Annotated in this window: 17 protein-coding genes and 1 pseudogene; 11 read left to right on the forward strand and 7 right to left on the reverse strand. The window is 47.0% G+C overall.

Features of this window, described 5'->3' with window-relative positions:
* Positions 1 to 37 precede the first annotated feature (37 nt).
* Both groL and LL912_RS04465 read right to left on the reverse strand, forming a co-directional pair.
* Positions 38 to 1677 (reverse strand): annotated as a pseudogene (groL, locus tag LL912_RS04460) (chaperonin GroEL).
* A 108-nt stretch (positions 1678 to 1785) separates the two neighbouring features.
* Complete coding sequence (locus LL912_RS04465; protein ID WP_455011047.1) at positions 1786 to 2073, reverse strand: co-chaperone GroES; 288 nt, start codon at positions 2071 to 2073, stop codon at positions 1786 to 1788.
* A gap of 390 nt (positions 2074 to 2463) precedes the next feature.
* Here LL912_RS04465 and nusB point away from each other — a divergent pair, with 390 nt between their 5' ends.
* From nusB to fbaA, 9 genes are all read left to right on the forward strand, one after another.
* Positions 2464 to 3393, forward strand: a complete 930-nt coding sequence (nusB, locus tag LL912_RS04470) for a transcription antitermination factor NusB (protein ID WP_235552356.1) — start codon at positions 2464 to 2466, stop codon at positions 3391 to 3393.
* 216 nt (positions 3394 to 3609) lie between these two features.
* Positions 3610 to 4068: a DUF1573 domain-containing protein gene (locus LL912_RS04475; protein WP_235552357.1), complete on the forward strand. Its 459-nt coding sequence runs from the start codon at positions 3610 to 3612 to the stop codon at positions 4066 to 4068.
* A 17-nt stretch (positions 4069 to 4085) separates the two neighbouring features.
* On the forward strand, positions 4086 to 4424 hold the full coding sequence (yajC, locus tag LL912_RS04480; protein WP_235552358.1) for a preprotein translocase subunit YajC: 339 nt from the start codon (positions 4086 to 4088) through the stop codon (positions 4422 to 4424).
* A gap of 226 nt (positions 4425 to 4650) precedes the next feature.
* Positions 4651 to 5238: a dephospho-CoA kinase gene (gene coaE, locus LL912_RS04485; RefSeq protein WP_235552359.1), complete on the forward strand. Its 588-nt coding sequence runs from the start codon at positions 4651 to 4653 to the stop codon at positions 5236 to 5238.
* A gap of 398 nt (positions 5239 to 5636) precedes the next feature.
* Positions 5637 to 6038 (forward strand): hypothetical protein, encoded by a 402-nt coding sequence (locus LL912_RS04490; protein WP_235552360.1) that lies wholly within the window; start codon positions 5637 to 5639, stop codon positions 6036 to 6038.
* 78 nt (positions 6039 to 6116) lie between these two features.
* Positions 6117 to 8645, forward strand: a complete 2529-nt coding sequence (locus tag LL912_RS04495; RefSeq protein WP_235552361.1) for a TonB-dependent receptor domain-containing protein — start codon at positions 6117 to 6119, stop codon at positions 8643 to 8645.
* Between the two features lie 637 nt (positions 8646 to 9282).
* Positions 9283 to 9618 (forward strand): YtxH domain-containing protein, encoded by a 336-nt coding sequence (locus LL912_RS04500; protein ID WP_235552362.1) that lies wholly within the window; start codon positions 9283 to 9285, stop codon positions 9616 to 9618.
* 161 nt (positions 9619 to 9779) lie between these two features.
* Positions 9780 to 10907, forward strand: coding sequence for a hypothetical protein (locus LL912_RS04505; protein WP_235552363.1), 1128 nt, complete (start codon positions 9780 to 9782; stop codon positions 10905 to 10907).
* A 190-nt stretch (positions 10908 to 11097) separates the two neighbouring features.
* Complete coding sequence (gene fbaA, locus LL912_RS04510) at positions 11098 to 12168, forward strand: class II fructose-bisphosphate aldolase (RefSeq protein WP_235552364.1); 1071 nt, start codon at positions 11098 to 11100, stop codon at positions 12166 to 12168.
* Between the two features lie 144 nt (positions 12169 to 12312).
* Here the strand turns inward: fbaA and LL912_RS04515 are convergent, their stop codons facing one another.
* The 3 genes from LL912_RS04515 to LL912_RS04525 form a co-directional block, all read right to left on the reverse strand.
* Entirely contained in the window at positions 12313 to 15651 is a 3339-nt protein-coding gene (locus LL912_RS04515) for a DEAD/DEAH box helicase (RefSeq protein WP_235552365.1), read from the reverse strand.
* 140 nt (positions 15652 to 15791) lie between these two features.
* Entirely contained in the window at positions 15792 to 16181 is a 390-nt protein-coding gene (locus LL912_RS04520; protein WP_235552366.1) for a septal ring lytic transglycosylase RlpA family protein, read from the reverse strand.
* Between the two features lie 409 nt (positions 16182 to 16590).
* A complete protein-coding gene (locus LL912_RS04525; protein ID WP_235552367.1) occupies positions 16591 to 17190 on the reverse strand; it encodes a Crp/Fnr family transcriptional regulator in 600 nt (199 codons plus the stop codon).
* A 122-nt stretch (positions 17191 to 17312) separates the two neighbouring features.
* On the opposite strand from LL912_RS04525, the gene LL912_RS04530 reads away from it, so the two are divergent.
* A complete protein-coding gene (locus LL912_RS04530) occupies positions 17313 to 18545 on the forward strand; it encodes an isocitrate dehydrogenase (NADP(+)) (RefSeq protein WP_235552368.1) in 1233 nt (410 codons plus the stop codon).
* Between the two features lie 376 nt (positions 18546 to 18921).
* Here the strand turns inward: LL912_RS04530 and LL912_RS04535 are convergent, their stop codons facing one another.
* Positions 18922 to 20151, reverse strand: coding sequence for a winged helix DNA-binding domain-containing protein (locus tag LL912_RS04535; protein ID WP_235552369.1), 1230 nt, complete (start codon positions 20149 to 20151; stop codon positions 18922 to 18924).
* A 3-nt stretch (positions 20152 to 20154) separates the two neighbouring features.
* On the reverse strand, positions 20155 to 21579 hold the full coding sequence (locus LL912_RS04540) for an alkaline phosphatase (RefSeq protein WP_235552370.1): 1425 nt from the start codon (positions 21577 to 21579) through the stop codon (positions 20155 to 20157).
* Positions 21580 to 21830: 251 nt separating this feature from the next.
* Between LL912_RS04540 and LL912_RS04545 the strand changes: the two genes are divergently transcribed.
* Entirely contained in the window at positions 21831 to 24038 is a 2208-nt protein-coding gene (locus LL912_RS04545; protein WP_235552371.1) for an alpha-amylase family protein, read from the forward strand.
* Positions 24039 to 24175: the final 137 nt, after the last annotated feature.

Consider the following 24175-nt stretch of genomic DNA (forward strand, 5'->3'; position numbering starts at 1 on the left):
CAATCCGGGGCGGTTCCTGTATGTTTTAAGAATGTGATTAGTAGCCCATGCCACCCATATCCGGACCACCTGGCATTGCAGGAGCCGCAGCTTTAGGTTCGGGTTTGTCTGCGATCACACACTCGGTAGTCAGTAACATGCCTGCAATAGAAGCAGCGTTTTCCAGTGCCACACGGCTTACTTTTGTAGGATCGATCACACCCGCCTTGAACAGGTTTTCATAGTTCTCTGTCCGGGCGTTGAAACCAAAGTCGCCTTTACCTTCTTTGATCTTCTGTACAACGATCGAACCATCAATACCTGCGTTGTCAGTCAGGGTGCGTACCGGAGCTTCCAGGGCGCGTTTTACAATGGCCATACCGGTTGCTTCGTCTTCGATCTGGCCTTTTACTTTTACATCCAGGCTGTCGATCGCACGGATATAAGCTACACCACCACCAGGAACGATACCTTCTTCAACGGCAGCTCTTGTTGCATGCAGCGCATCATCCACACGGTCTTTCTTTTCTTTCATTTCAACCTCGGTAGCCGCACCTACATATAATACAGCCACACCACCGCTTAATTTAGCCAGGCGCTCCTGTAATTTTTCACGATCGTAGTCGGAAGTTGTATTTTCAATTTGTGCTTTGATCTGGTTTACACGGCCGGTAATATCAGCCTTTTTACCTTTACCACCTACCACAATGGTATTGTCCTTATCGATGGTAATAGAAGAAGCCTGTCCCAGTGCAGCCAGGTCCGCGCCTTCCAGTTTATGACCCAGATCTTCAGAGATCACGGTACCACCGGTTAAGATTGCGATATCGGTCAGCATTTCTTTTCTTCTGTCGCCAAAGCCCGAGCTTTAACAGCGGCTACTTTCAGCGTACCACGCAGTTTGTTTACTACCAGGGTAGCCAGCGCCTCGCCTTCCAGGTCTTCTGCAATGATCACCAGCGGACGACCGCTTTGTGCCACTTTCTCGAGAATACCCAGGATATCCTTCATGGTGCTGATCTTTTTGTCGTAGATCAATACATAAGGATTCTGCAGTTCCGCTTCCATTTTTTCGCTGTTGGTAACGAAGTAGGGAGAAATATAGCCACGGTCAAACTGCATACCTTCAACCACATCAACGGTAGTATCGGTACCCTTTGCTTCTTCAACAGTAATTACACCCTCTTTACCCACTTTGGCAAATGCCTGGGCAATCAGTTCACCGATCTGCTCGTCGTTATTTGCAGAAATCGTAGCAACCTGTTTGATTTTTTTGCTGTCGTTGCCCACGGTCTGGCTTTGTGCCGCCAGGCTGGCAACTACTAAAGAAACCGCCTTGTCAATACCACGCTTCAAATCCATCGGGTTGGCACCGGCAGCTACCATGCGCAGTCCTTCGCCAATAATCGCCTGCGCCAACACAGTAGCGGTAGTAGTACCGTCACCGGCAATATCAGCGGTTTTTGACGCTACTTCTTTTACCATCTGAGCGCCCATGTTCTCTACTACATCTTCCAGTTCAATTTCTTTCGCTACGGTAACACCATCTTTTGTGATAGCAGGTGCACCAAATTTTTTCTCAATTACTACATTACGGCCTTTGGGTCCTAATGTAACTTTTACAGCGTTGGCCAGAGAATCAACGCCTTTTTTCATTTTATTTCTTGCTTCAATATTGAAGAAAAGTTGTTTTGCCATTTTTATTCTGATTTGAAAATTTGAGGATTTGAAAATTTGAGAATCAATTTGAATTTCATTTGAAAGGGCCAATCATTTTTCATATTAGCACATTTTCAAATTTTCAAATTAAACAATCGCCAGGATATCGCTTTCTCTCATAATTAAAAGATCTTCGCCGCCGATCTGGATTTCTGTACCGGCATATTTTCCGTATAATACGGTATCGCCGGGTTTTACCGTTACTGGTTCGTCTTTTTTGCCAGGCCCTGCTGCTACTACAGTTCCGCGCTGGGGTTTTTCTTTAGCCGTGTCAGGAATAATAATACCACCTGCTGTTTTTTCTTCTGCTGCTGCTGGTTTACAATTACCCGGTCGTGCAAAGGGGTAACAGTTGATTTTTAGCCATAATCGTATTGTTTTTTAAAAATTAATTTAAAGTGCCAAAATGTAATTTTTGGCTGCTACAAAGTAGCATAAATAGTATGCCATCCCGTTGTAATGTGAAATTTTTTCAGTTTGACCCCCAATTCCTGAAAGAAATAGGTACCGTATCATTTACATTCCTGTCAAAATTGCACTTTTGTCGGACAAATACATAATGATTATAACACAATATATATGGGGTTCCGGTACTGTCCGCCAAAAGGCATACCCTTTAGTGCAGTGATGCTTTAATGAAGATTCCGGGTACCCCGGCTGCCGTTTCTGCGATACCGGCCGGATCCTCCCGCATTTTCTCTGGTTTTTTCTTTATTCAGGTATAAATCAACTATCTTCGCAGCCGCAAAAGAGTTCATTCAATCAATGATTAGCAGAAGAAATATCAGGGTTAAAGTGATGCAAACCCTTTACGCATGCAGCACGGAAGCCGAACAAAACAGTAAAGTACCCAGTCCCTCCAAAGTTTTAGACCAGCATTTTAATCAAACCCGCAGCCTGTTTGTTTACCTGATCTATTTTTTGACGCAAATCGCCCGTTATGCCGAAAAAGATGCGCATAAACGTGCCAGCAAATTTATCCCTTCTGCAAACGATCTGAATGTAAATACCAAGCTTGCGGGCAGCAGCCTGCTTTGGCAGATCCTGGAAGATAAACAACTGGAAGAGCAGTTAAAAAAGGACAAGCCTGAAAATCTGATCGACGAAGAACTGGTAAAGAAGATCTATAATCAACTAACAAAAACTCCTGAATACCAGCAATATATATCTGTAAGTCAGCAAAATAAACAGGAAGACCGGAAGATCTTTGAATTTATTTTGAATGATTATATGCTGGGCAACGAGGAGTTCATCAATCACATTGAAGAACTGTTCTCCAACTGGAGCGATGACGGAGAAATGGTGGTGCAATTGCTACAGGCCTATCTGCACAAACCGGGATCAGCTAAATTCCAGGAAATGATCAGCCCGGATAAAGCCCGTTTTGCACAACAGCTGTTAACAACGGTGCTGGAAAAGAACGATTACCTGCTGGAATTTATTACTCCCAAACTAAAGAACTGGGATCCCGAACGGATTGCGCTGCTGGATATGGTGATCATGAAAATGGGCGTAGCCGAATTCCTGTATTTTGAAACCATCCCTCCCAAAGTGACCATCAACGAATATATTGATCTTGCCAAGGAGTATAGTACTGCTCAAAGCGGGCATTTTGTAAACGGGATCCTGGATAACATTCATAAGGAGCTGGTTCAGGAAGGAAGGTTAAAGAAAACCGATTATAAGAAAGCCTGATCGCCTTAAACGCAAGCAGCACACTGTATGTTTTTATGAAGACGGGGAAAAAGAAAAAATCTGATGGCCCCCTGCTGATTTTGAACTAAGTTTGCATACTTAAAAACAGTATCACGGGAACATGCTGAAGATTGTTCGATTTTTTACACAGGATTCGGATCATTTTCAGATTACCACCGGATATTTGGAGAGACCATAAACAAAAAAAATAAACTGATGAAAAAGGGGTTACTCATTATTGTTGCAGCGGCAACACTTATTGCATGTAAGAATTCATCCGGAAAAGGAGCTGCGGCTTCCGGCGACAGCATTACTGCGGCACAAAAGCAAACTGCACTCACCGATTCTGCAAACTTTACAACTGCCGTTTGGGTAGATTCTACGTTTAAAGATATCGGCAAAGTAAAAAAAGGACAAATCGTTGAGATCCCCTTCACGATCAAAAATACCGGAGACAAACCACTGGTGATCGCCTCGGTAAGCCCGGGCTGCGGATGCACCGTTGGAGAGAAACCTGAAAAGCCGATCCTGCCGGGTGAAGAAGGAAAAGTTGTCGCCAAATTTAACAGTGAAGGACAGGCAGAAGGTTCTCATAACAAAAATATGGTGGTGCGTGCCAATACCCGTCCCTTTACAGAAACCGTTTTAAATTTCAAAGTAGAAGTAGTTAAATAATCAAAGCGTAAATAGAAATGACAAGTGTATTATTACAGGCGCAAGCTTCGCCGGGCCCTTTCGGATCAATGACCACGATGATTTTCATGTTTGGGATGATCATTGTTTTCTGGTTATTCTTTATCCGTCCGCAGGCAAAAAGAGCAAAGAATCAGAAAAAATTCATAGATGACCTTCAGAAAGGTGATAAAATCGTAACCATTGCCGGTATCCATGGTAAAATTAACCAGGTGAATGAAGATGGAACGCTGAGCATTGAAGTAAGTCCCGGCAACTACATCAAGATTGAAAAGTCGGCCATCAGCATGGATTGGACCAACCAACTGAATAAGGGTACTACTACCCCTGCGAAGTAGTTATCAGCATCAGCATCAGCTTTTAGCTATCAGCAGAACCACATTATTAGAGGCAGAAACACGACAAAGAAGTAATTTTGTCGTGTTTTTTATTACACCGTTTTATCGCCACAGAGGCCTGATAAACGGAATTTTTTAGGAATGTTTAGGCGGTAACCGGAGTGATCATAATAGAAAAGGATCGGTGTTGCTGTGCCTCAGTGGCCAATCAGAAAAAACAAACTTCATGCTTAAAGTAGGTATTACCGGGGGAATCGGAAGCGGCAAAACACTGGTGGCGGCTATATTTCATACCCTGGGCATCCCGGTGTATGATGCAGACGCTGCTGCAAAAAGATTGATGAATGCCAGTGTGGAGATCCGGAGCCAGCTCATCCGATTGTTTGGGGAAGACACCTATAAAAATCAGCAGCTGGATCGGGGCCTGCTGGCTTCCAAAGTTTTCGGAGATCCGGAAAAACTGAAGCAACTGAATGCTATTGTTCACCCGGTTACCATCCGCGATAGCCAGGAATGGTTTGCAAAGCAATCTGCACCTTATGCCATCAAGGAAGCCGCTATATTTTTTGAAACCGGCAGCGATCGCTATGTAGATTATATGATCGGTGTTACGGCACCGGAAGCACTGCGAATCCACCGGGCGATGGAGCGCAGCCGTATAACGGAAGAGCAGGTTCGTGAACGTATGAAACAACAACTGGATGAGGCGGAAAAAATGCGCCGCTGTCATTTTGTAATTGATAATGGCGGAACGGTATCGCTGATTGAACAGGTAGTGAACCTCCATAAAAAATTGTTGACACTGGCCGGATAGCGGATTATCCGCAGCGTTCCTTTCAGGAGACGCCGCGGGAAATAAAAGTAAATCACCTCAAATGTTCAAGGAAAAAATCCGCGCCATCTGCCGGAAAGACAGCCCATCCCCCATCCGCAGCGTCCCTTTCAGGAGACACTGCGGGGAAGTAAATCACCTCAAATATTTAACGTAAAAAAATCCGCGCCATCTGCCGGAAAGACAGCCCATTTAATGGCACGGGTTTCAGAACATATTACCGGAAATCTGCGGGGAAATATCCGGAAGATCATCCCCCATCCGCAGCGTCCCTTTCAGGAGACACTGCGGGGACCGAAGGTGCGTTGGTGACTCAGCAACTTATCCTAAAATAATTTTATCTTTGAACCTTTCACTACCCTTTTTGTTTAAAGGTAGCATTGTCAACAATTGTGTTCCGGAAACTGACCATATTACTTGTTTTTGTTTTTTACAGCCTGGCATCCTTTGGCGTCAGTCTGAACTTTTTCTATTGCTGTGGCAAATTAAAATCGGTTTCCTTAAAGGCTCATGCTTCAGAAACCAAAGACTGCCCGGTACAAAAAGGAAAAAATTGTTGTGAAAACAAAATAGTAGACGCAAAAGTGTCGATCGACCAAAAAGCCAATGGGGCTCCTGTTTTGGCGATGGTACCGCCCGGAACATTTTTTGTTACACCTCCTGCCCTGTTTGGCAATACGCCGGAATTGCCCTTTGCTACCTTTTTACCGCGCCCCCCGGCCGATCCTCCGGAACCCGGCCGGGAAGACCGTTCCATTCTCTTCAGTGTTTTTAGAATTTAGTGCAAACAACCTTTTGTTTGCAGGCCATAGTGTTTAAGGCCTGCCTGTTGTTGCATTATTTTTCTAAAAACAAATATCATGAATCATCGATACCTCGTTATTTTATTTTTATTGATTACCCAAATCGGATTTGCTCAAAAAGAAATAAAGACTTCCACCTTTAAAGTGCTGGGGGCCTGCGAAATGTGCAAGGAACGGATCGAATCCTCAGTGCTTGATCACAAGGCCAGAACCGCAAAATGGGACGCCATTTCCCAAATGCTTACTGTAAGCTATGACCCGTCTAAAACCACCGGCGAAAAGATCCTGAAAGCAGTGTCTGAAGCCGGGCACGACAATGAACGTTTTAAGGCTCCCGACGCCGTTTACCAGGCCCTGCCCGCCTGCTGCCATTACCACCGGGATGCCGATTCCGCTGCGCCAAAGCAAAAACAACTGATCACCGGAGTGGTGCTGGAAGAAACCGCCAAAGGAAAGATCAACCCCATTCCAAACGCCACGGTAAAAAGCCTGCACTCCAACCAGTATTTTGTTACGGACAGTACCGGGGTGTTCCGGCTGGAGACCGATCTGCCCACTCATATTGCCATCAGCTATGTAGGCTTTCAATCGGATACCATCAGTGTAAAAAAGCCGGAAATGCTTACCATCATCCTGAAAAATTCCTCCACCGGCGATCTGAAAGAAGTGATCGTAAGCTCAAAAAACCCGTCCACCTTTGTGTCTGCCATGAGCATCCTGAATACGCTCAATATGGGTGCAAAAGAGCTCACCAAGGCAGCCTGTTGCAATCTTTCCGAAAGCTTTGAAACCAGCCCTTCTGTGGATGTCAGTTATAGTGACGCCGTTACGGGGGTAAAACAGATCCAGTTGCTGGGATTGTCCGGGAGCTATACCCAGCTACTTACAGAAAACACCCCGGAAATAAAGGGGCTTACCGCGCATTATGGGCTTACCTATATTCCCGGCCCCTGGATCGAAGGCATCCAGCTGACCAAGGGCACCGGCTCGGTGGTCAACGGTTACGAAAGCATCGCGGGGCAAATAAATGTGGAGGAAAAAAAGCCCGACAATTCGGAGCAGCTGTTTGTAAATACCTATGTGAACAGTATGGGACGCCTGGAAGCCAATATCCATACGGCTCAGAAACTGAATGATAAATGGAGTACGGCACTGCTCACCCACGGCAATTACAGCAATAAAACGGTCGATCACAATATGGACGGGTTCAAGGACCTTCCTACCGGGTCACAATGGAATGTGATCAACCGCTGGAAGTATCTGGATAATAACGGCTGGATTGTTCAGCTGGCTCTAAAAGCAATGAATGATAAACGGTATGCGGGCCAGGTGCATTTCGACAAAGACCGCGACCGGTATACTGCCAGCCATTACGGCGTGGGGATTGATGCCGAACAATATGGGTTTACCGGTAAACTGGGCTATGTATTTCCACAACATAAGTACAAAAGCCTGGGACTGATCCTGTCTGCCAACCAATACACCAATAATGCGTATTATGGCTTAACGGAATACAGCGGCAAACAAAAGCAGCTCTACGGTAATCTTATTTATCAGTCCATCATCGGCACTACTGATCATAAGTTCCGTACCGGCCTCAGTTTCTCCAACGAAAATTATAACGAGCGGTTAAACCAGCGCATATACAAACGCAACGAGATGGTTCCCGGTGCGTTTTTTGAATATACCTATACGGCTTCGGATAAGCTTACCGCCATCGCGGGGTTGCGACTGGATCATCACAATCAATACGGGTTTATCACCACGCCCCGCTTACATATAAAGTACGATTTCACGCCCAAAACCAACCTGCGTTTATCTGGTGGTTCCGGCTTCCGGGTCAGCAATATTTTTGCGGAAAATGTGGGTGTTTTTGTAAGCGCAAGGCAATATGAGATCCTGAACCCTACTTCTGCTTATGGTTATGGACTGGATCCGGAAAAAGCCTGGAACTACGGTCTTAACCTTATACACCATTTTTACCTGGGTAACCGGAAAGGATCGATTGCCCTGGATGCCTATCAAACCCGTTTCCGTAACCAAACAGTGGCTGATCTCGACGCCAGTTCCCAGGCCATCCGGTTTTATAATTTAAACGGGAAATCGGTTTCCAGCAGTGTGCAGGTGGAGCTGAATTACGAGCTGCTACGCAAACTGGAACTACGCATGGCCTACCGCTGGCTGGAGGTTCAAACGCAGTACCAACAGGGCTTGCTGGATAAGCCGTTTACGGCAAAGCACCGGGCCTTTGTTAACCTGGCTTATGAAACCCGCAACAAATGGAAATTTGATTATACCACCCAGTGGTTAAGCCGGAAACGCATTCCCAATACCGCTGCCAATCCGGCCGGCAAACAAATGGATGCCTGGTCGCCTTCCTTCTTCCAGATGGCCGCACAGGTGAGCAAGCAGTTCGGCAAGCAATGGGAAGTATATGCAGGCGGGGAAAACCTCACCAACTATGTACAGGAGTACCGGATCATTGATGCGCAGGCGCCCTTCAGTCCGTATTTTGATGGATCATTGATCTGGGGACCGGTTACCGGCAGGATGGTATACGCCGGTATGCGGTTCCGGATTCCGTAAGAGCCGTTTCAGGTTTAAGGTTCAAAGTTCCAGGCGTGCCCGCCGCGGCGGGTTGGGTTCCGTTTGTTATTTTGATGTATTTTCTGGTTGCATGTTCAATGCTTAAGGTCAGGTTCATTCCCGCCTGGTGTAAGCTGCTTCACGCGCAGTTGCCTATAAACATAGACGGGAAAAAAAATTTATGAAGCAGTAACGGCATCTTTATTTTCACATTCTCAAATGCTCACATCTTCAAATTTTCAAATGCCCGGCAGTTCTTCTGCTAAACTGATTACCGGTCCGGTACTCCCGGGACGTCCCCTACGGGAGACATCCCGGAAATGACCACTAAAGGCCGATTTCAGAATACCGTTCAAGATTCCTGGTTGGGTTCCGTTTGGTACTTCGACAACGGGTGCAATCCTGCTTCTCAAGACAGAGTATTTACGTTCCTTCCGGGGGAAAGATTCCAAAGCAGTTACGGCATCTTCATTTTCACATTCTCAAATGCTCACATCTTCAAATTTTCAAATCCCACATTCACTTTTACATTTAATATTTTTCATTCCATATTTAACATTCCCCGAAGGGATTGGCACGGGATTGGCATTTAAAGAGCGGCGGTCACTTTATTTAATCATTTTTAAAAACAACGATTATGGAAGAAAACAAAGCGTCGTTTTTCGACAAAGCCAAAGAAACCCTGTCTGACCTCAAGGAGAAGGCCGGTGAGGCCTGGGATAAAACCAAAGATACGCTGGAAGACGCCTGGGATGCTACGAAGGACAAAGCGGAGGAACTAAAGGATTCGATCAGTGAAAAAATAGATGAGGTCCGGGGCAAAGAGGATCCGTCTGCGGCGGCAACAGCACAGGAAAAGGTGGCCAACGCAGAAGCATTTGTTAAAGAAAAACTGGAGGAAACAAAACAAGGTGCCGAACATCTGGCAGACAAAGCGGAACAAAAACTAGAAGGACTAAAAGATAACGAATAACTATAGACCCATTTGCTTCTACGCCGCCCCAACGGGCGGCTTTTTTGCATATTTGGCTGAATGTTGCACCGGTCACTACCGGAAGCCGGTACCTGAGAGTTGAGCCGAAGCATCTGGATTTTAAAATTTGATATTTCTCATTGGTTATTTTAAATTGCCCCATGGATACTTCGCTGATTGACGAACTGAACGACAAACCGTCCCGGAAAAAATTACTGTACCCCGTTAACCCGGAGCTTTCGGCCTATTTAAAACACCAGGGACGGGAAGTGAAGCTACCCGTTTCGCACCGTGACCTCCTAAATTTTACCTGGTCGATCCCTATAAAGGACAAGGATGGCAATTATACTCATTGGGAAAAGGCGATTTACGACAAGCGCGATTGGGATTTTTTAAAAGAAGGACTGGTAAAGATCTACGCGATCCTAAAAACCGAAGGCGATATGAGCTTTGCGAACCAGCTGGATGTAGCGCGCATTGATTATTGCAATTTCGGAAATTCCCTGCCCTTCCGTATCCGGATCATTAATAAGTTCAATGCGAATTTTGATCATTACTATATGAAGATCACGGATGCTTCCCGCATCTACGGACTGGAAATGGAGCATATCCTATCCCCCAACCGGATCACGTTTTATACCGATGGCGGCACATTAGTAGAAGAGCATATCCCGGGTATACCAGGAGATGTGTTCCTGAACCAGTACCTGGATCTTCCGGAGACGAACAAAACCCGCTTTGCCAAAGAATTTGTAAAGTTCAACGAGCGGTGCTTTGTACGCCTGCTGGGCGATATGCGGAGTTATAATTTTGTGATCGTCAGCACACCGGATATTGAGGGATACCAGTACCGCATCCGGGCGATCGATTTCGACCAGCAAAGCTATGAGGGACGCAAAAGTTTATATATGCCGCAGTTCTTCAAGGAAAACAACCGGTTTGTGCAAACCGTGCTGAGCCATCTGAATAAAGAGTCCATTGAACAATACAAGGCAGAGGAACGATCTGCCATGGCCTTCCGGGTGGCTGCCGGCCGTTTCCGGCTGATGGAATTGCTGAATATCATGTCGCGGGATACCATTTCCCCTGTTGCCAAACAAAAACAGCTGGCCGAACAGCTCAACCAGCATTTTCATACGGCGGCTTTTAACCGCTGCAATTCCATGGGGCAGATCCTGAAACTGCATTTGAAATATATGCTACGCGAAAACCTGAAGCTGATCCAGGAAAAAACACGGTCGCTCAAAAAACCGGTTTTCAAGCCCTTTTCGCGGAACGCCGGAAAATAAACCAGGGTTTTGTGTAAAAAATACACATTCACGGTCCCAAAACCGCAGCACGATTATTAAAAATTCACATTTCGGCAAAGAAGTTTAAACAACTTCAATATATTCATTGAAATGACAGATAATTTCTCAGGAATGGTTAACTTAGCGCCTCGTAAAACGAAAAATACAGTTGTTTTTAAAATTTTAATGAATGAGTAAATACAGAGCCGGGGTTTTATTTGGCAAAGAGCTGGAAGACCTCTACAACGACGCAAAAGACAATCAGTTTGCATTACCTGCAGTAAACGTAGTGGGAACCGACAGTGTGAATGCTGTTTTAGAAACCGCAGCAAAAGTAAACTCCCCTGTAATGATCCAGTTCAGTAACGGCGGAGCACAGTTCTTTGCCGGTAAAGGCATGCCGAACGACAAATTGCAGGCAAATATTTCCGGTGCCATCAGCGGTGCCCTGCACGTGCACAATGTAGCAAAGTACTACGGGGTTCCCGTGGTATTGCACACAGACCACGCTGCAAAAAAATGGTTGCCCTGGATCAGCGCGCTGATCGATGCCGGCGAACAATATCATAAAGAAAAAGGCCAGCCGCTTTACAGCTCGCACATGCTCGATCTGAGCGAAGAGCCGCTCAACGAAAATATCGAGATCTCTGTTGAATATTTCAAACGCATGGCGCCCCTGGGCATGAGCATCGAAATCGAGCTGGGTGTTACCGGTGGTGAGGAAGATGGCGTAGACAATACCGATGTGGATAACTCCAAATTATATACACAGCCTGAAGACGTGGCACAGGCTTACGAAGCATTAAGCAAGGTTGGAAACCTGTTTACCGTTGCTGCTGCATTTGGTAACGTGCATGGAGTGTACAAGCCCGGTAATGTAGTGTTGACGCCTACCATCCTGGATAATAGCCAGAAATTCATTCAGCAAAAATTCGGCACGGCTTCCGACAAACCGGTTTACTTCGTGTTCCATGGCGGTAGCGGTTCTGAAAAGGCAAAGATCACCGAAGCCATAGGTTATGGCGCTATCAAAATGAACCTCGATACGGATATGCAATGGGCATTTGCTGAAGGCGTATTCGATTATTACAAAAAGAACGAAGCCTATCTGCAAGGTCAGCTGGGTAACCCGGAAGGTGAAGACAAGCCCAACAAAAAATACTACGATCCCCGCGTATGGCTGCGCAAAGGTGAAGAGTTTTTTGTAAAACGTCTGGAAGAAGCATTTACCGATCTGAACTGTATCGGCAGAAACGCGTAAGACATATCTTAGTTTCAATAGCATCCCTGCTCCTGCTGGAGCGGGGATTTTTTTTGTAGCCTTGCGGCGGATATACCACGAAGGCTTGATGGCTCAAAGAAACATGAAGAAAATATTTTCAGTGGTTCAGTGCATCCACGGCTTCTACAAAATTTCCAGCAGTTCCTTTTTTGACAGGGTTTTTAAAAAAGCAGCTTCCGTTTTGATTAGGCCCTGCGCCAGCTTTTTTTTCTTTTGCTGAAGACGCACGATCTTTTCTTCAATAGTGTTGGTGCAGATCAGCCGAACCGCAACAATATGTTTTGTTTGCCCAATCCGGTGACTTCGGTCAATAGCCTGGTTTTCTGCCGCGGGATTCCACCAGGGGTCTACCAGGTATACATAATCGGCCGCCGTAAGATTCAGGCCTACACCTCCGGCTTTCAAACTGATCAGAAATACACGCACCTGTTCATTTGTCTGGAACTGATGCACCCTTGCACCCCGGTCGGTGGTTTTTCCTGTCAGGTATTCGAACGGGATATTGCGATGTTCCAGTTCCGCTTTAATCAGCTCCAGCATACCCACAAACTGGGAAAAGACCAGTATCTTGTGCTCTTTCGACTTGCTTTCGATCTGCTCGGTTAGTACATCAATTTTAACGGCATGTGCTTTCGGATAGCCTTCTTTTAGTAAGACCGGCGCATTGCAGATCTGGCGCAGTTTGGTTAATCCGGTCAGTACATGCATACTGTTTTTGCGGATGTTTTCCTCATCTGTAACCGATATCAATTCCCGCAGTTCACGCTCGTAGCGGTCATATATTTTACGTTGCTCCGTATTCATTTCACAATAGATGACCATCTCAGTTTTTGCGGGCAACTGTTTTGCCACCTGTTTCTTGGTCCTTCGTAAAATAAACGGACGGATCTTTTGCTGTAGTTCCAAAGCGCGTTTGCTGTATTCAAACTGATCAATCGGTATCGCATAGATATCTCTAAAATGCTGCCTGCTTCCCAACAACCCCGGGCAGGCAAAAGACAACTGTCCATACAGGTCAAACGTATTGTTTTCTACAGGAGTCCCCGTCAGTACTATTTTATTCCTCGACTGTAATAACCGGGCCGCTTTATGGCGTTCCGAATCGGGGTTCTTTATTGCCTGCGACTCATCAAGGAAAATATAGTTGAACCGGAACGTCTTTAAAAACCGGATATCCGAAACCATCATCCCATAGCTGGTCAGCACCACTTCATGGGCATCCAGGACCTCAGTATGCTTCTGCCGCGCTGCGCCGTGATGCACCAATACGCGCACCGAAGGCGCAAACCGGGTGAACTCTTCCTGCCAGTTGAACAGTAATGAAGTGGGCACCACTACCAGGTTGGTTTGATGGCCGTACTTTTCCCTTTGCGATAAAATGAAGGCGATGATCTGCACAGTTTTTCCCAGCCCCATATCATCGGCTAAACAGCCGCCAAAGTTAAATTGATCTAAAAGACATAACCAATTGAGGCCTTCACGCTGATACGTTCTCAGCTCGGCTTTTAAAGCGGCCGGAACCGTTACCTCCGGCAATGGCAGCATGCCGGAGAAATGCCGGGCATACCCATCGATTTCTGCTTCTATTGCCGGGTCCGGTGGTTCTGACTCAAATAAAGCCGGCATTTCGCTAAAGTTGATCTTTGGAATCTTCAGGAACGGGCCGTCCATGTCCGCCGCGTTGAAATACCGTGTCAACCGGCTTATCCATTCATCCGGCAGGATCCCCAGGGTGCCGTCATCCAGCTGCACAAATTTTCTTTTATTACGGATGGCGCTGTGTAATTGTTTTAAGGAGGCCTGCTGTGTTCCAAAAGATGCCGTCAAGCGGGCATTAAACCAGTCGGTACCGCTAACTATCTTAATGCTTATTTTCGCCGGATGGGCATTTCGTTTGTTATGCTTCAACTCGTTAAAACCCAGTATGGAAATGCCTTCATTCCGCCAAACCTCAAAGGCTTTCAGAAACCACCCCTCATCCAGAAACTGATCTTTATGCAGGTAGAAATATTCATGTTCCTCTAATTGCATGGCAAAATCAGCATGTTGTTCCATCACCAGGGCGGTGAAGCGGATCTCCTGTTCCTGGTCCCGGTTTATTTTAAACAGGTTCCCGTTCTGGTCGGTATCGAACAGCTGCTTCCGGGAGTATACCGGAACCTCCATCGATCCGTATTTCATGACCGGTGTGATGGAAACAAAATTGCCTTCCTGTTGCAGGTAAAGGATCCGCTCTGTATGAGACGGTTTCTCCGCCTGCTGTTCCGGTGTTGCCTGGTAAATATAACTGTAATGGATCTGCACCCGGTGTTCCAATGGAGCGAGAACGGTATGAAGAACGTTTTCGTATTTGGAAGCATGGATGAGTAACCGCTCGTTATTGCTCTTAAAAAAACGGAGGATACGGTGCAGATCCGGATCGGCAATCAGGCGCCATTTACCCTGGTAGCATAAAAAATAATCGTTTTGGATGGCGGCATCTTTAAATGAAAGGGAGCCGTCCTCAAACAACAGCGCTCCTGTAATCTCATAAAAAGGTTCCTTCCTGAATACGGTAAGCTGAATTTCCGCGTTCAATATTTCCGGCTTAACCGGCCGCAGGGATCGAACGGTAATCGTTTCTGAGATCCCGGGGTCATGATGGTACACATCCAGTTTCATCGGGTTTTGAACGATCTGATTCAATGCCTCCAGTTCCATGGCGCTGCTAAGTGCTGCGTATTTATGCTGGAACGTAGCAATTGCTGTATAAAACTTGATCTCCGAAGACAGGTCTGTTTTCCAGATGCATTGCAGCGGATCGATATCGGTTAACGGATTTTTAATGGTTCCGGCCTGTGTCCGGCCGGCTTCCATCAATAGAATATTCAGCTTGCCGGAATAGCGGTGTTTGCTGATCACCAGTACCGGTTTTTCCCGTGCCTCCTGTGCCGCCCGTTCTTTTACAGCAGCTACTCGTTGTAGTGTCAGTGCCTTTTTGAGCGCTGGTGCGTCTGTTTGAAGCAGTTCTTTGATCCTGGATTCGATATGCAGTTTTCCATCCCTGAATTCCAGCCGGAAATAAACATCCAGATCCGGTTCGGTTTCCAGGCCATAAGGTTTCGCCGCGGATAACAGCATTTGATGGCGCAGTGCCATATCAAAGAATACCCGGTAATTCTTTTGCTCCAGGATGCTGTGAATGACCAATACCTGATGTGCACATAAACGGCCGGTTGGGTTATCACAGGAGCAGGAGGTTACCAACGAAGTGTTGGTTTGAGTAACGGCCACCCTGGGGAAACCGATGGTTGAAGTTCTTTTTGTAAATACGCCGGCATTCAGTTCGAGCGTAAGCGGGTAAATGTCGCGGGCATCCGCTGTTTCCATAATGCCCGTGGCCGCTGTATGTTTCAACACTTCATATATCGAAAGCGTGCTGATTGTTGCATTGGGCAACATATAGGTGCCAGGTATTCCCATAATTGTTCTGACGTAAATTTCCGGATTGGTAAAAGTAGAAAAAATCGGTTGATCAGCGGGATAATTATCGATCTCCTATTGACATAAATGAAAAAACCGCCCCGGGAAGGAGCGGTTTACCATTATAAAAATTTCAACCCTTATAGTGTTTTATCATCGTTATCCGGTTCCTTACCGTCTAGTACATAAACTTTTACAGGAACTACACCCGAGTGAACGGAAGCTATTTTCTGGAAGGCAGACCGGCTAAGATCTACCCTGCCTTTCATGTGAGGGGCCATTCGGTCGTTTACCACTACTTCTACTTTTTTACCGGTGCTCTTGTTTACTACAAGTAAACGGGTACCCAGTTTATAAATATTGGATGCGGCTGTAAGAAGGTGATCCCAGTATGTTTCTCCGGTTGCGGTTTTACGCCCATTAAAACTTTTACTGTAAAATGATGCTTTTGCAGAGGTTCCATCTCCGTTTTGGGAGAATCCGGCCAGGGAAATGGCCATTACGGTTACAAAAATTATAACGCTCTTCATGTAACAGGTTTAAGTTAAACAATAGCTTCCAAGGAATTTGTTTCAGTGGAAGTTTGAACGCAGCTCTTTTCAGAAACTGTGAACTTTTTTAGAACGGTCCCTTGTGGACTGTTTTACTGAATTACACGAACTGGTTGCCAAACCAGAAACGCAGGAAAGATGCAAAGGTAATGCATCTGGGCCGAAATTCCAAGGAAAAACGCTAACAGCTGTTCACAACCAATTCACATTTGAAGCTATTTTTAACAAACAGGGCATTCGCCTGATCTTTTGTTTTATTTGATGCCAATCGAATAAATCAGTTAAAATCAATGATTTGTAAAACTGATATTCAATAATTTTGAAAATGAATATTATAGCACCGCCGGTATAACGTTAACGATTTTTTTTTGCAAAATCTACTGATTTTTTAATGCTTTTGCCGGGTAAGATGCTTAAACCGGCTAAAGGTTTCCGGCTTAATATTGAGGTATGAGGCAAGGTATTTCTGGGGAACCCGTTGCAGTATCTCCGGGTATTTATCTACAAAGCTTAAAAAGCGCTCCCTGGGTGTTTGACGAATGAGGCTGAACTGCCATTTATCTTTTAAAACCATGGTATGCTCTGTGACCAGCCGGCCCAGGCGCTCCAGGTTATGACTGGATGCGAATACTTTTTCCAAAGCATCATATTGCATGCTCAAAACAGTGGTAGGTTCCACCGCGTCTATAAAATATTCGGAGGGCGTTCGCGTATAAAAAGACTCCTGGCTGGAGATCAGGTGCCCATCAATGGATATTTGTACAATGATCTCATCCTTGTCCTGCACATAGTATTTGCGCAGTGTACCTTTTTTGATGAAGTTCATAAACGCTTCCACCTCTCCTGCACGCGTAACGATGTCGCGCTTATTAAACTCCCGCACTTGTATGGCCGGAAGTAAGATCGTTTTCACTTCTTCCAGCGAAATGGTTACGAACTGGCGTAGGAATGTTACAAAGTCATCAATATCGGTTAGGGTTGCGTTCATACGCAAATGTAAGAGAAAAAAAAGACGCCCTGCCAAATGTATTGCGAATTCTGGCAAGAAATATTCTATGAAATCGCTAGATTTGCGACTATCACTTTTTATTATTAAATCAAAATAAGATCATGGCTCAGAAAATTAAAGTTGCCAACCCGGTTGTAGAACTGGACGGAGATGAGATGACAAGGATCATTTGGAAATTCATCAAGGATAAACTAATCCTTCCCTATATTGATGTAGATATTAAATACTATGACCTGGGTGTGGAGCACCGGGATGCTACGGATGACCAGGTTACGATCGACGCCGCCAATGCTATCAAAGAATACGGAGTGGGTATCAAATGTGCTACCATTACACCGGATGAAGCACGGGTAAAAGAGTTTAACCTGAAACAGATGTGGAAGAGCCCGAACGGCACGATCCGTAATATCCTGGATGGTACCGTGTTCCGCGAGCCCATTGTGATCAGCAATATCCCGCGCCTGGTTACAAACTGGACCGCTCCCATTATTGTAGGCCGACACGCTTTTGGTGATCAGTACCGTGCCACCGATACGGTGATTAAAGGCAAGGGTAAACTGACCATGACCTTTACTCCTGAAGATGGCGGTGAACCCCAGGTTTTTGAGGTATATAATTTCAAAGGTGATGGCGTGGCCATGACCATGTACAATACCGACGAGAGCATTAAGGGCTTTGCCAGAAGCTGTTTCAATATGGCCCTGAGTAAAAAATGGCCCTTGTATCTTTCTACCAAGAATACCATCCTGAAAAAATATGATGGCCGCTTTAAAGATATTTTCCAGGAGATTTATGAAAACGAATTCAAAACAGCATTTGATAATGCAGGCATTACTTACGAGCACCGCCTGATCGATGACATGGTGGCCAGTGCGTTGAAATGGAATGGCAACTTTGTTTGGGCCTGTAAAAACTATGACGGGGATGTACAGAGCGATACCGTTGCACAGGGTTTTGGGTCATTGGGCCTGATGACTTCTGTACTGGTGACTCCCGACGGTAAAACGCTGGAAGCGGAAGCAGCGCACGGTACGGTAACCCGTCACTACCGCGATCACCAGCAGGGTAAACCTACCAGCACCAACCCTATTGCCAGCATTTTTGCCTGGACCAGAGGACTGGCCTTCCGTGGTAAGCTGGACGGCAACCAGGAACTGATCGATTTTGCCAATGCACTGGAAGCGGTTTGTATTGAAACCGTAGAACAGGGCAAAATGACCAAAGACCTGGCTGTTTGTATCCATGGTTCCAAGGTAACACACGGTGAACACTACCTGTATACCGAAGAGTTCCTGGAAGCCATTGACGAAAATCTGAAGAAAAAACTGAACTAAGCCGGTTCATCAATGATCTGTTTGAAAGCACGCCGCAACAGGCGTGCTTTTTTTGTGGCTTGTTTTCCTGCGGATCTGCAGCTGGTTTTCCTGCTGATGATCGCTGATGGGTTTGCAGAGTGACGATGTTATCTGCGTGTTGATTTTAAATTTTCTCACGGATGGCACAGAAGAACATCGTTTTTTCCCGGGTATTATCTGTGTCGAAGTCTTCTGTGTAAAACTGTGTAATCTTTGAGCAACACGGACCTCAATAGTTGTTCCGCTGTGTTCTTTTTCTTACTGATTTCACAGAAGTGCACAGATTTTCCTGTTGAGCTTATGGAAGGTCTTTTTGGCGGATCACCTGCGCAATCTGCAGCCCCTGCTCTTCCTGCTAAACCAGGGTTACCGGTTTACCGGTGTGCTGTTCAAAGAGCCGCACTGAGTCCAGCAAATGGCGGGACGGCCTCCCCGGGTGACCGGGCAGGAAGTTAAAGCCCAATTCGATCCCGTTCTTTTTTTCTATACGTTTCCAGATACCGGTTAGCTTTTGTTTTTCCATCATTACGGGCCGGAAGATCCCGTTGCCCACCGATGCCCCGTCTCCGTCGAAGAGCAAGCTCCGGCTTTCTGAATAGCTAACCGTAAGCTCGTCATAAGGCGGCAGTAAAAAAGAATGCGGCATCGTGGTAAACGCCGGCGGCATGCCGGCATCCAGCACCCAGTACGTAATTCCGCCTGCCGTTATGGCCGTCAGCTCTTTTTCAATGGCCCTCCACCCCTTTGTGGCATCAGTAGCAGTAAGTCCGCTCCACCAGGCAAAATCTTTTACGGTGGCGGGCCCCCGGGTTTTAAAATAAAGCGTGGCCAGCCTTGCCAGTGCCTCTTCCCTGCTGATGGCAGCAGCCGGTGCTACCCGTTTATCAAAAAGTGTATAGGTAAAGCGGCGGTCTTTCCGTTTGCCGCTGCAGATCAGCAGCTCTGTCTCTGCGCGGATCAGCAGCTGGGTGGCCAGCAGATTGTCTACCTTTATCCGGTGCTGCGCCAGGCGGTCCATAATCTCCTCCTTGGTCAGGTCCTCCTCCTCCAGCACTTTTTCCAATACGTTGCGGGCTTTTGTATAGAGGGCGGCGGTAAGCCCGGTTTGCTGATCAATATAGCGGGCAGCCTTTTGTATGGATGGTGCCGACAACTGCATCATCCAGCGCACGTTTTCTGTAGTTACAAAATGCCAGGTAGGGCGCACAATGTGTAACCGGATGATGCTGCCGTTATTAATCGCCGCTTCAATGGGCTCTTCGGCGGGGTTCTGCATCCGCAGGCCAATGGCCCATTTGGCCATGGCATAATCCTGTGCCTGTACCGCTCCCATAAAGGCTACCAGGTCTTCCGGTTTGTATGATGCCGGACGGTGCAATTGCTGATTATAGATGCGGTACTGTAGTAATTCTTTTAAGGTCATGATACAGGCATTGAGGCGCCTGTTCAAAAATAGAACAGATCCGGTGATTTTCCCGCAGATCTTGCAGAACAGCGCAAATTTCCGGATGCACCAGGTGAACGCAACATCGGTGGTGCTGCTGATAACCCGAAGTGAAACCAGCAGCAGGTTTCCGCGCTTCATCCATCAACCGGCTGTTACCCCCGTAGCCTGTAACATCAGCTGGTGCAGATCGGTATTTTTTACAAAAGGTCTTAACAGCTCTTTTCCCGGGCCAAACATTGCCAGCTCTACATAATCACCGGAATGTTCCATCGATCCCCAGCCAATGGAAATATGGGGTTCCTGAAGCACAGCCAGTGTTTTAAAAGGTAAATGCCCGGAATTGTATACACCTTCTTCGTCGAGCTGCGCATAGCTTTTTAAGAGCAGCGCCGCATCCTCTCTTTTCAGCGCAAAGCCCTGTGCCGCTTCCAGGCGTTCGCGTACCTGTGCATCTGTAAAATTTTTGTTGATCCCGTTGAGGAGCCAGTCGTTGGTATGTTTGAATTGCTGCAGGCGGTCAAAATTCCGGTTGGCATCATTGCTGTAGAACAAACCGGGGTTGGCATTCCCATGGTCGGTGGTAAGGATAACGAGTGTGTTTCCATCTTTTTCTGCAAAGTCTATTACGGTTTTAATGGTTTCATCAAAAGCGATCTGGTCATAAAGCATCGCCGCTGCATCGTTTGCATGCGCGCCCCAATCTACCTTTCCGCCTTCCACCTGCATCACAAATCCGTTTGGATTTTTACTTAATTTTTCAATTGCTTTCCCGGTCATTTCTGCCAGGGTTGGCGTTTGCTGCTGCAAGGCGGTATCATGCTCCCGGTCCAGTGCATAAGGCAATGCCCCCTCATAAAACACCCCCAGCAAGGGCGCGCCGGTCACAGGTTGGCGTAGTAAGGCATCCCGGTCGGTCACCACTGTATAACCCTTTTCCCGGTATTGCTGCAAGAGGTCCTTTTTATCTTTCCGGGTTGTGGCCTTAAAGTTATCCGCACCGCCACCCAGCATTACGTCAAATCTGAGATCGAGGTATTGCCGGGAAATTTCGTCCATATCGCCGCGACGGTCATTGTTTACACAAAAACCAGCCGGGGTGGCATGTCCGATTGGTACGGTTGTAACACAGCCAACGGCTTTACCCGCCGCTTTAAACTTTTGAAGAATGGGTTGGTAATGCTCACCATTCGTACCCACATTCAATTTGCCATTGGGTACCCGCACACCGCCGCCCCAGGATGAGCTGCCGGCGGCTGAATCGGTTACCAGGGAGCTGGCAGAAGCGGTATCCATCAGGGCCCGCACCGCCCGCTGTTCGTCGTACAGGCGCAGCCAACTGCTTCTCCGGCCGTACTTGCGCTGCATCAGGAGGTCTGCCATATTCAGCGTACCGGTGCTCATACCATCACTTACCATAAAAATGATGTTCCTCGTACGCCCTGCCGCGCGCCTGGTTAAGGCGGTTGTTCTTTGGCCAAACAGGTTGCCCGATAATACCGTTCCGGCCAATGCCAGTGAACTGTTCCTGAAAAAATGCTTGCGATTCATCAATTGAAAAGGTTTCATAGTTGATTTCTTGCGCGTCCGGATGCGCCGCAAAATACCGGTTCTGCTGCAGGCGCATTGCTTCATGCAGGAAAACTTATCCTCGTTTCCTGTTATCAAATTGTATCCATTATTTCAAAGCAGCCCAATCATAACCAGCCGGAAACGATCGCTTTACTGTTTTATTCAATTATGTACAGCAAGTATCCCATTCTATGGCAGGGCAGGATCAAAACCGTAACTTGTGGCCCTCATATCTATTAACGATGCGAATGATCAAAGCTATTATTGCAAAAGGAGTGATTTATTCAGCGCTCTTCTTAATGCCGGTAGCCCAACCGGTCCGGGGCCAATCCCTGCCCGTTTGGGCAGAAGGTGAAAATACTTTTTCTGGCAAAGACTGGCTGGTAACACCTGCCGCTGCAAAGGCCGGGGTTTATAAAACAGCGGACGAAAAAGAACTGATACTTGATAACGGGCTGGTACAACGCCGGTTCCGGCTTCAGCCCAACCTGGTCTGTGTAGATTATAAAAACAAGATCAACAATCAACAGCTGCTGCGCTCGGTAAAACCGGAAGCACGGCTCATCCTTAACGGCCGGTCTTATCATGTAGGCGGGCTTTATGGACAAAAAGAAAATGCCTACCTGCTTCCCGGATGGATCGATCAGCTGAAAAAAGGATCGGCTGATTTTGAATTTGTATCTTATGATGTAACCGATCTCCCTCCCTACCTGAACGCAGGGTCGGCCTTCTGGGCAACCAATCAACGTGCCGCTACGGGAAAGCGGGTACGCTTCCTGTTCCGGTCTCCTCTTGCTGAACTCAACAACATCCAGGTGGAAATCAACTATGAACTTTATGATGGGTTGCCCCTGATCGTGAAATGGCTGCGTATTATAAACCGGTCGCAACAGGCGCTGCACCTGAACCGGGTAGTTCATGAGATCCTGGGCATGGTGGAAGAAGAGAGCGCCGTGGTAGGCAGCCCCTCCCAGATGAAGAAGCCGGCGGGACTATATATTGAATCCAATTATGCGTTTAACAATGCCATGCGTTATGATCTGAGCGATCAGACCACGCATTGGAAAACGGACAGCATCTATACGTCACAGGTGAATTATAATTACGAAACGCCCTGTTTGCTGGAAGTATACCCGGAATACGGACCGGGGATCGACCTGGCGCCCCTGGATAGCTTCACTTCCATCCGCACCTACGAACTGGCCATGGATAGTTATGACCGGCAGCGCCGTGGTATGGCCATTCAAAAGATGTACCGTACGGTAGCACCCTGGACCACCGCAAACCCCATCTTCATGCACCTGGTCAGCAAAAACGATGAAGAAGTAAAGAATGCGGTTGATCAGTGTGCGCGGACTGGTTACGAGGCCCTGATCCTGAGCTTTGGTAGCCACATTAATATGGAAGATAACAGGGAGGCCAACCTGGCCCGTTGCAAGGCCCTGGCGGCTTACGCGCATCAAAAGGGAATCAAGATCGGCGTTTACTCCCTCTTCAGTTCGCGGAAGATCAGCGAAACGGATGATGTGATCAATCCGCTCACGGGTAAAACGGGTGGGGCCTTTTTTGGCAATGCGCCTTGCTTCGGCAGCAGGTGGGGGCTGAATTATCGCGATAAGATCCAGCAGTTTTTTACCGTTACGGGGTTTGATATCTGGGAGAATGACGGCCCCTATCCGGGCGACCGCTGTGCATCGACCACGCATCCCGGGCACAAAGGACTGGAGGATAGCCAATGGCGGCAGATGGAGCTCCAGAAAGGGTTATATCACTGGCTCAATAGCCGGGGTATTTATATCAATGCCCCCGATTGGTATTTCCTGGACGGCACCAATAAGATCGCCCTTGGGTACCGGGAGGTAAACTTTTCGTTACCCCGTGAACAACAGAAGATCTTAAACCGCCAGAATATTTTTGACGGCACCTGGGAGAAGACGCCCTCAATGGGCTGGGGTTTTGTGCCCCTGACCCGTTACCAGGGAGGCGGGCCGGAGGCTGTGCTGGAGCCGCTTTCCCAGCATCTGAAAGACTATGAGCAGCTGATGATGCAGTATTATGGCGCCGGCGTTCAGGCCTGTTACCGGGGGCCCAGGTTGTATGATACAGATGCCACCCGGGAAACCGTTACAAACGTGGTGCGCTGGTACAAAAAGTACCGGGAGATCCTGAATGCCGACCTGATCCATTTGCGTCGTGCCGATGGCCGCGACTGGGATGGATGGCTGCATGTAAATGCAGCGTTAAAACAAAGAGGGTTGCTGATGGTATTTAATCCGACCGACCAGCCCATAAAACGGCAGATCACCGTTCCGCTTTATTATACCGGTTTAACCCAAACAGCCCGGATCCGGGAAAAAGAAGGTGCCGCCAAAAACTATCTGCTGAACCGTCATTACGAAGTAGTGCTGACGGTTGCCCTTCCACCAGACTCTTATTCCTGGTGGGTGATTGAATAGCCCCTTCGGCGAATGTAAAATAACCAATGACAAATATTAAATGTAGAAATGCATATGGGAATTTGGAAATTTGAGAATGTGGAAGTGTGAAAATGAAGATGCCGTTATTGCTCAATAGTCTATAGTGCAGCCCTGTA

Origin of the sequence: Niabella agricola, assembly GCF_021538615.1 — a bacterium.
GTDB classification, from domain to species: Bacteria; Bacteroidota; Bacteroidia; order Chitinophagales; family Chitinophagaceae; genus Niabella; species Niabella agricola.

What these genes read in the sequence shown, in the direction of transcription:
- nusB (WP_235552356.1), top strand. Translation starts at nt 2,464, where the DNA reads ATGATTAGCAGAAGAAATATCAGGGTTAAAGTGATGCAAACCCTTTAC.
- LL912_RS04475 (WP_235552357.1), top strand. Translation starts at nt 3,610, where the DNA reads ATGAAAAAGGGGTTACTCATTATTGTTGCAGCGGCAACACTTATTGCA.
- yajC (WP_235552358.1), top strand. Translation starts at nt 4,086, where the DNA reads ATGACAAGTGTATTATTACAGGCGCAAGCTTCGCCGGGCCCTTTCGGA.
- coaE (WP_235552359.1), top strand. Translation starts at nt 4,651, where the DNA reads ATGCTTAAAGTAGGTATTACCGGGGGAATCGGAAGCGGCAAAACACTG.
- LL912_RS04495 (WP_235552361.1), top strand. Translation starts at nt 6,117, where the DNA reads ATGAATCATCGATACCTCGTTATTTTATTTTTATTGATTACCCAAATC.
- LL912_RS04500 (WP_235552362.1), top strand. Translation starts at nt 9,283, where the DNA reads ATGGAAGAAAACAAAGCGTCGTTTTTCGACAAAGCCAAAGAAACCCTG.
- LL912_RS04505 (WP_235552363.1), top strand. Translation starts at nt 9,780, where the DNA reads ATGGATACTTCGCTGATTGACGAACTGAACGACAAACCGTCCCGGAAA.
- fbaA (WP_235552364.1), top strand. Translation starts at nt 11,098, where the DNA reads ATGAGTAAATACAGAGCCGGGGTTTTATTTGGCAAAGAGCTGGAAGAC.
- LL912_RS04515 (WP_235552365.1), bottom strand. Translation starts at nt 15,651, where the DNA reads ATGGGAATACCTGGCACCTATATGTTGCCCAATGCAACAATCAGCACG.
- LL912_RS04520 (WP_235552366.1), bottom strand. Translation starts at nt 16,181, where the DNA reads ATGAAGAGCGTTATAATTTTTGTAACCGTAATGGCCATTTCCCTGGCC.
- LL912_RS04525 (WP_235552367.1), bottom strand. Translation starts at nt 17,190, where the DNA reads ATGAACGCAACCCTAACCGATATTGATGACTTTGTAACATTCCTACGC.
- LL912_RS04530 (WP_235552368.1), top strand. Translation starts at nt 17,313, where the DNA reads ATGGCTCAGAAAATTAAAGTTGCCAACCCGGTTGTAGAACTGGACGGA.
- LL912_RS04535 (WP_235552369.1), bottom strand. Translation starts at nt 20,151, where the DNA reads ATGAAGCGCGGAAACCTGCTGCTGGTTTCACTTCGGGTTATCAGCAGC.
- LL912_RS04540 (WP_235552370.1), bottom strand. Translation starts at nt 21,579, where the DNA reads ATGAAACCTTTTCAATTGATGAATCGCAAGCATTTTTTCAGGAACAGT.
- LL912_RS04545 (WP_235552371.1), top strand. Translation starts at nt 21,831, where the DNA reads ATGATCAAAGCTATTATTGCAAAAGGAGTGATTTATTCAGCGCTCTTC.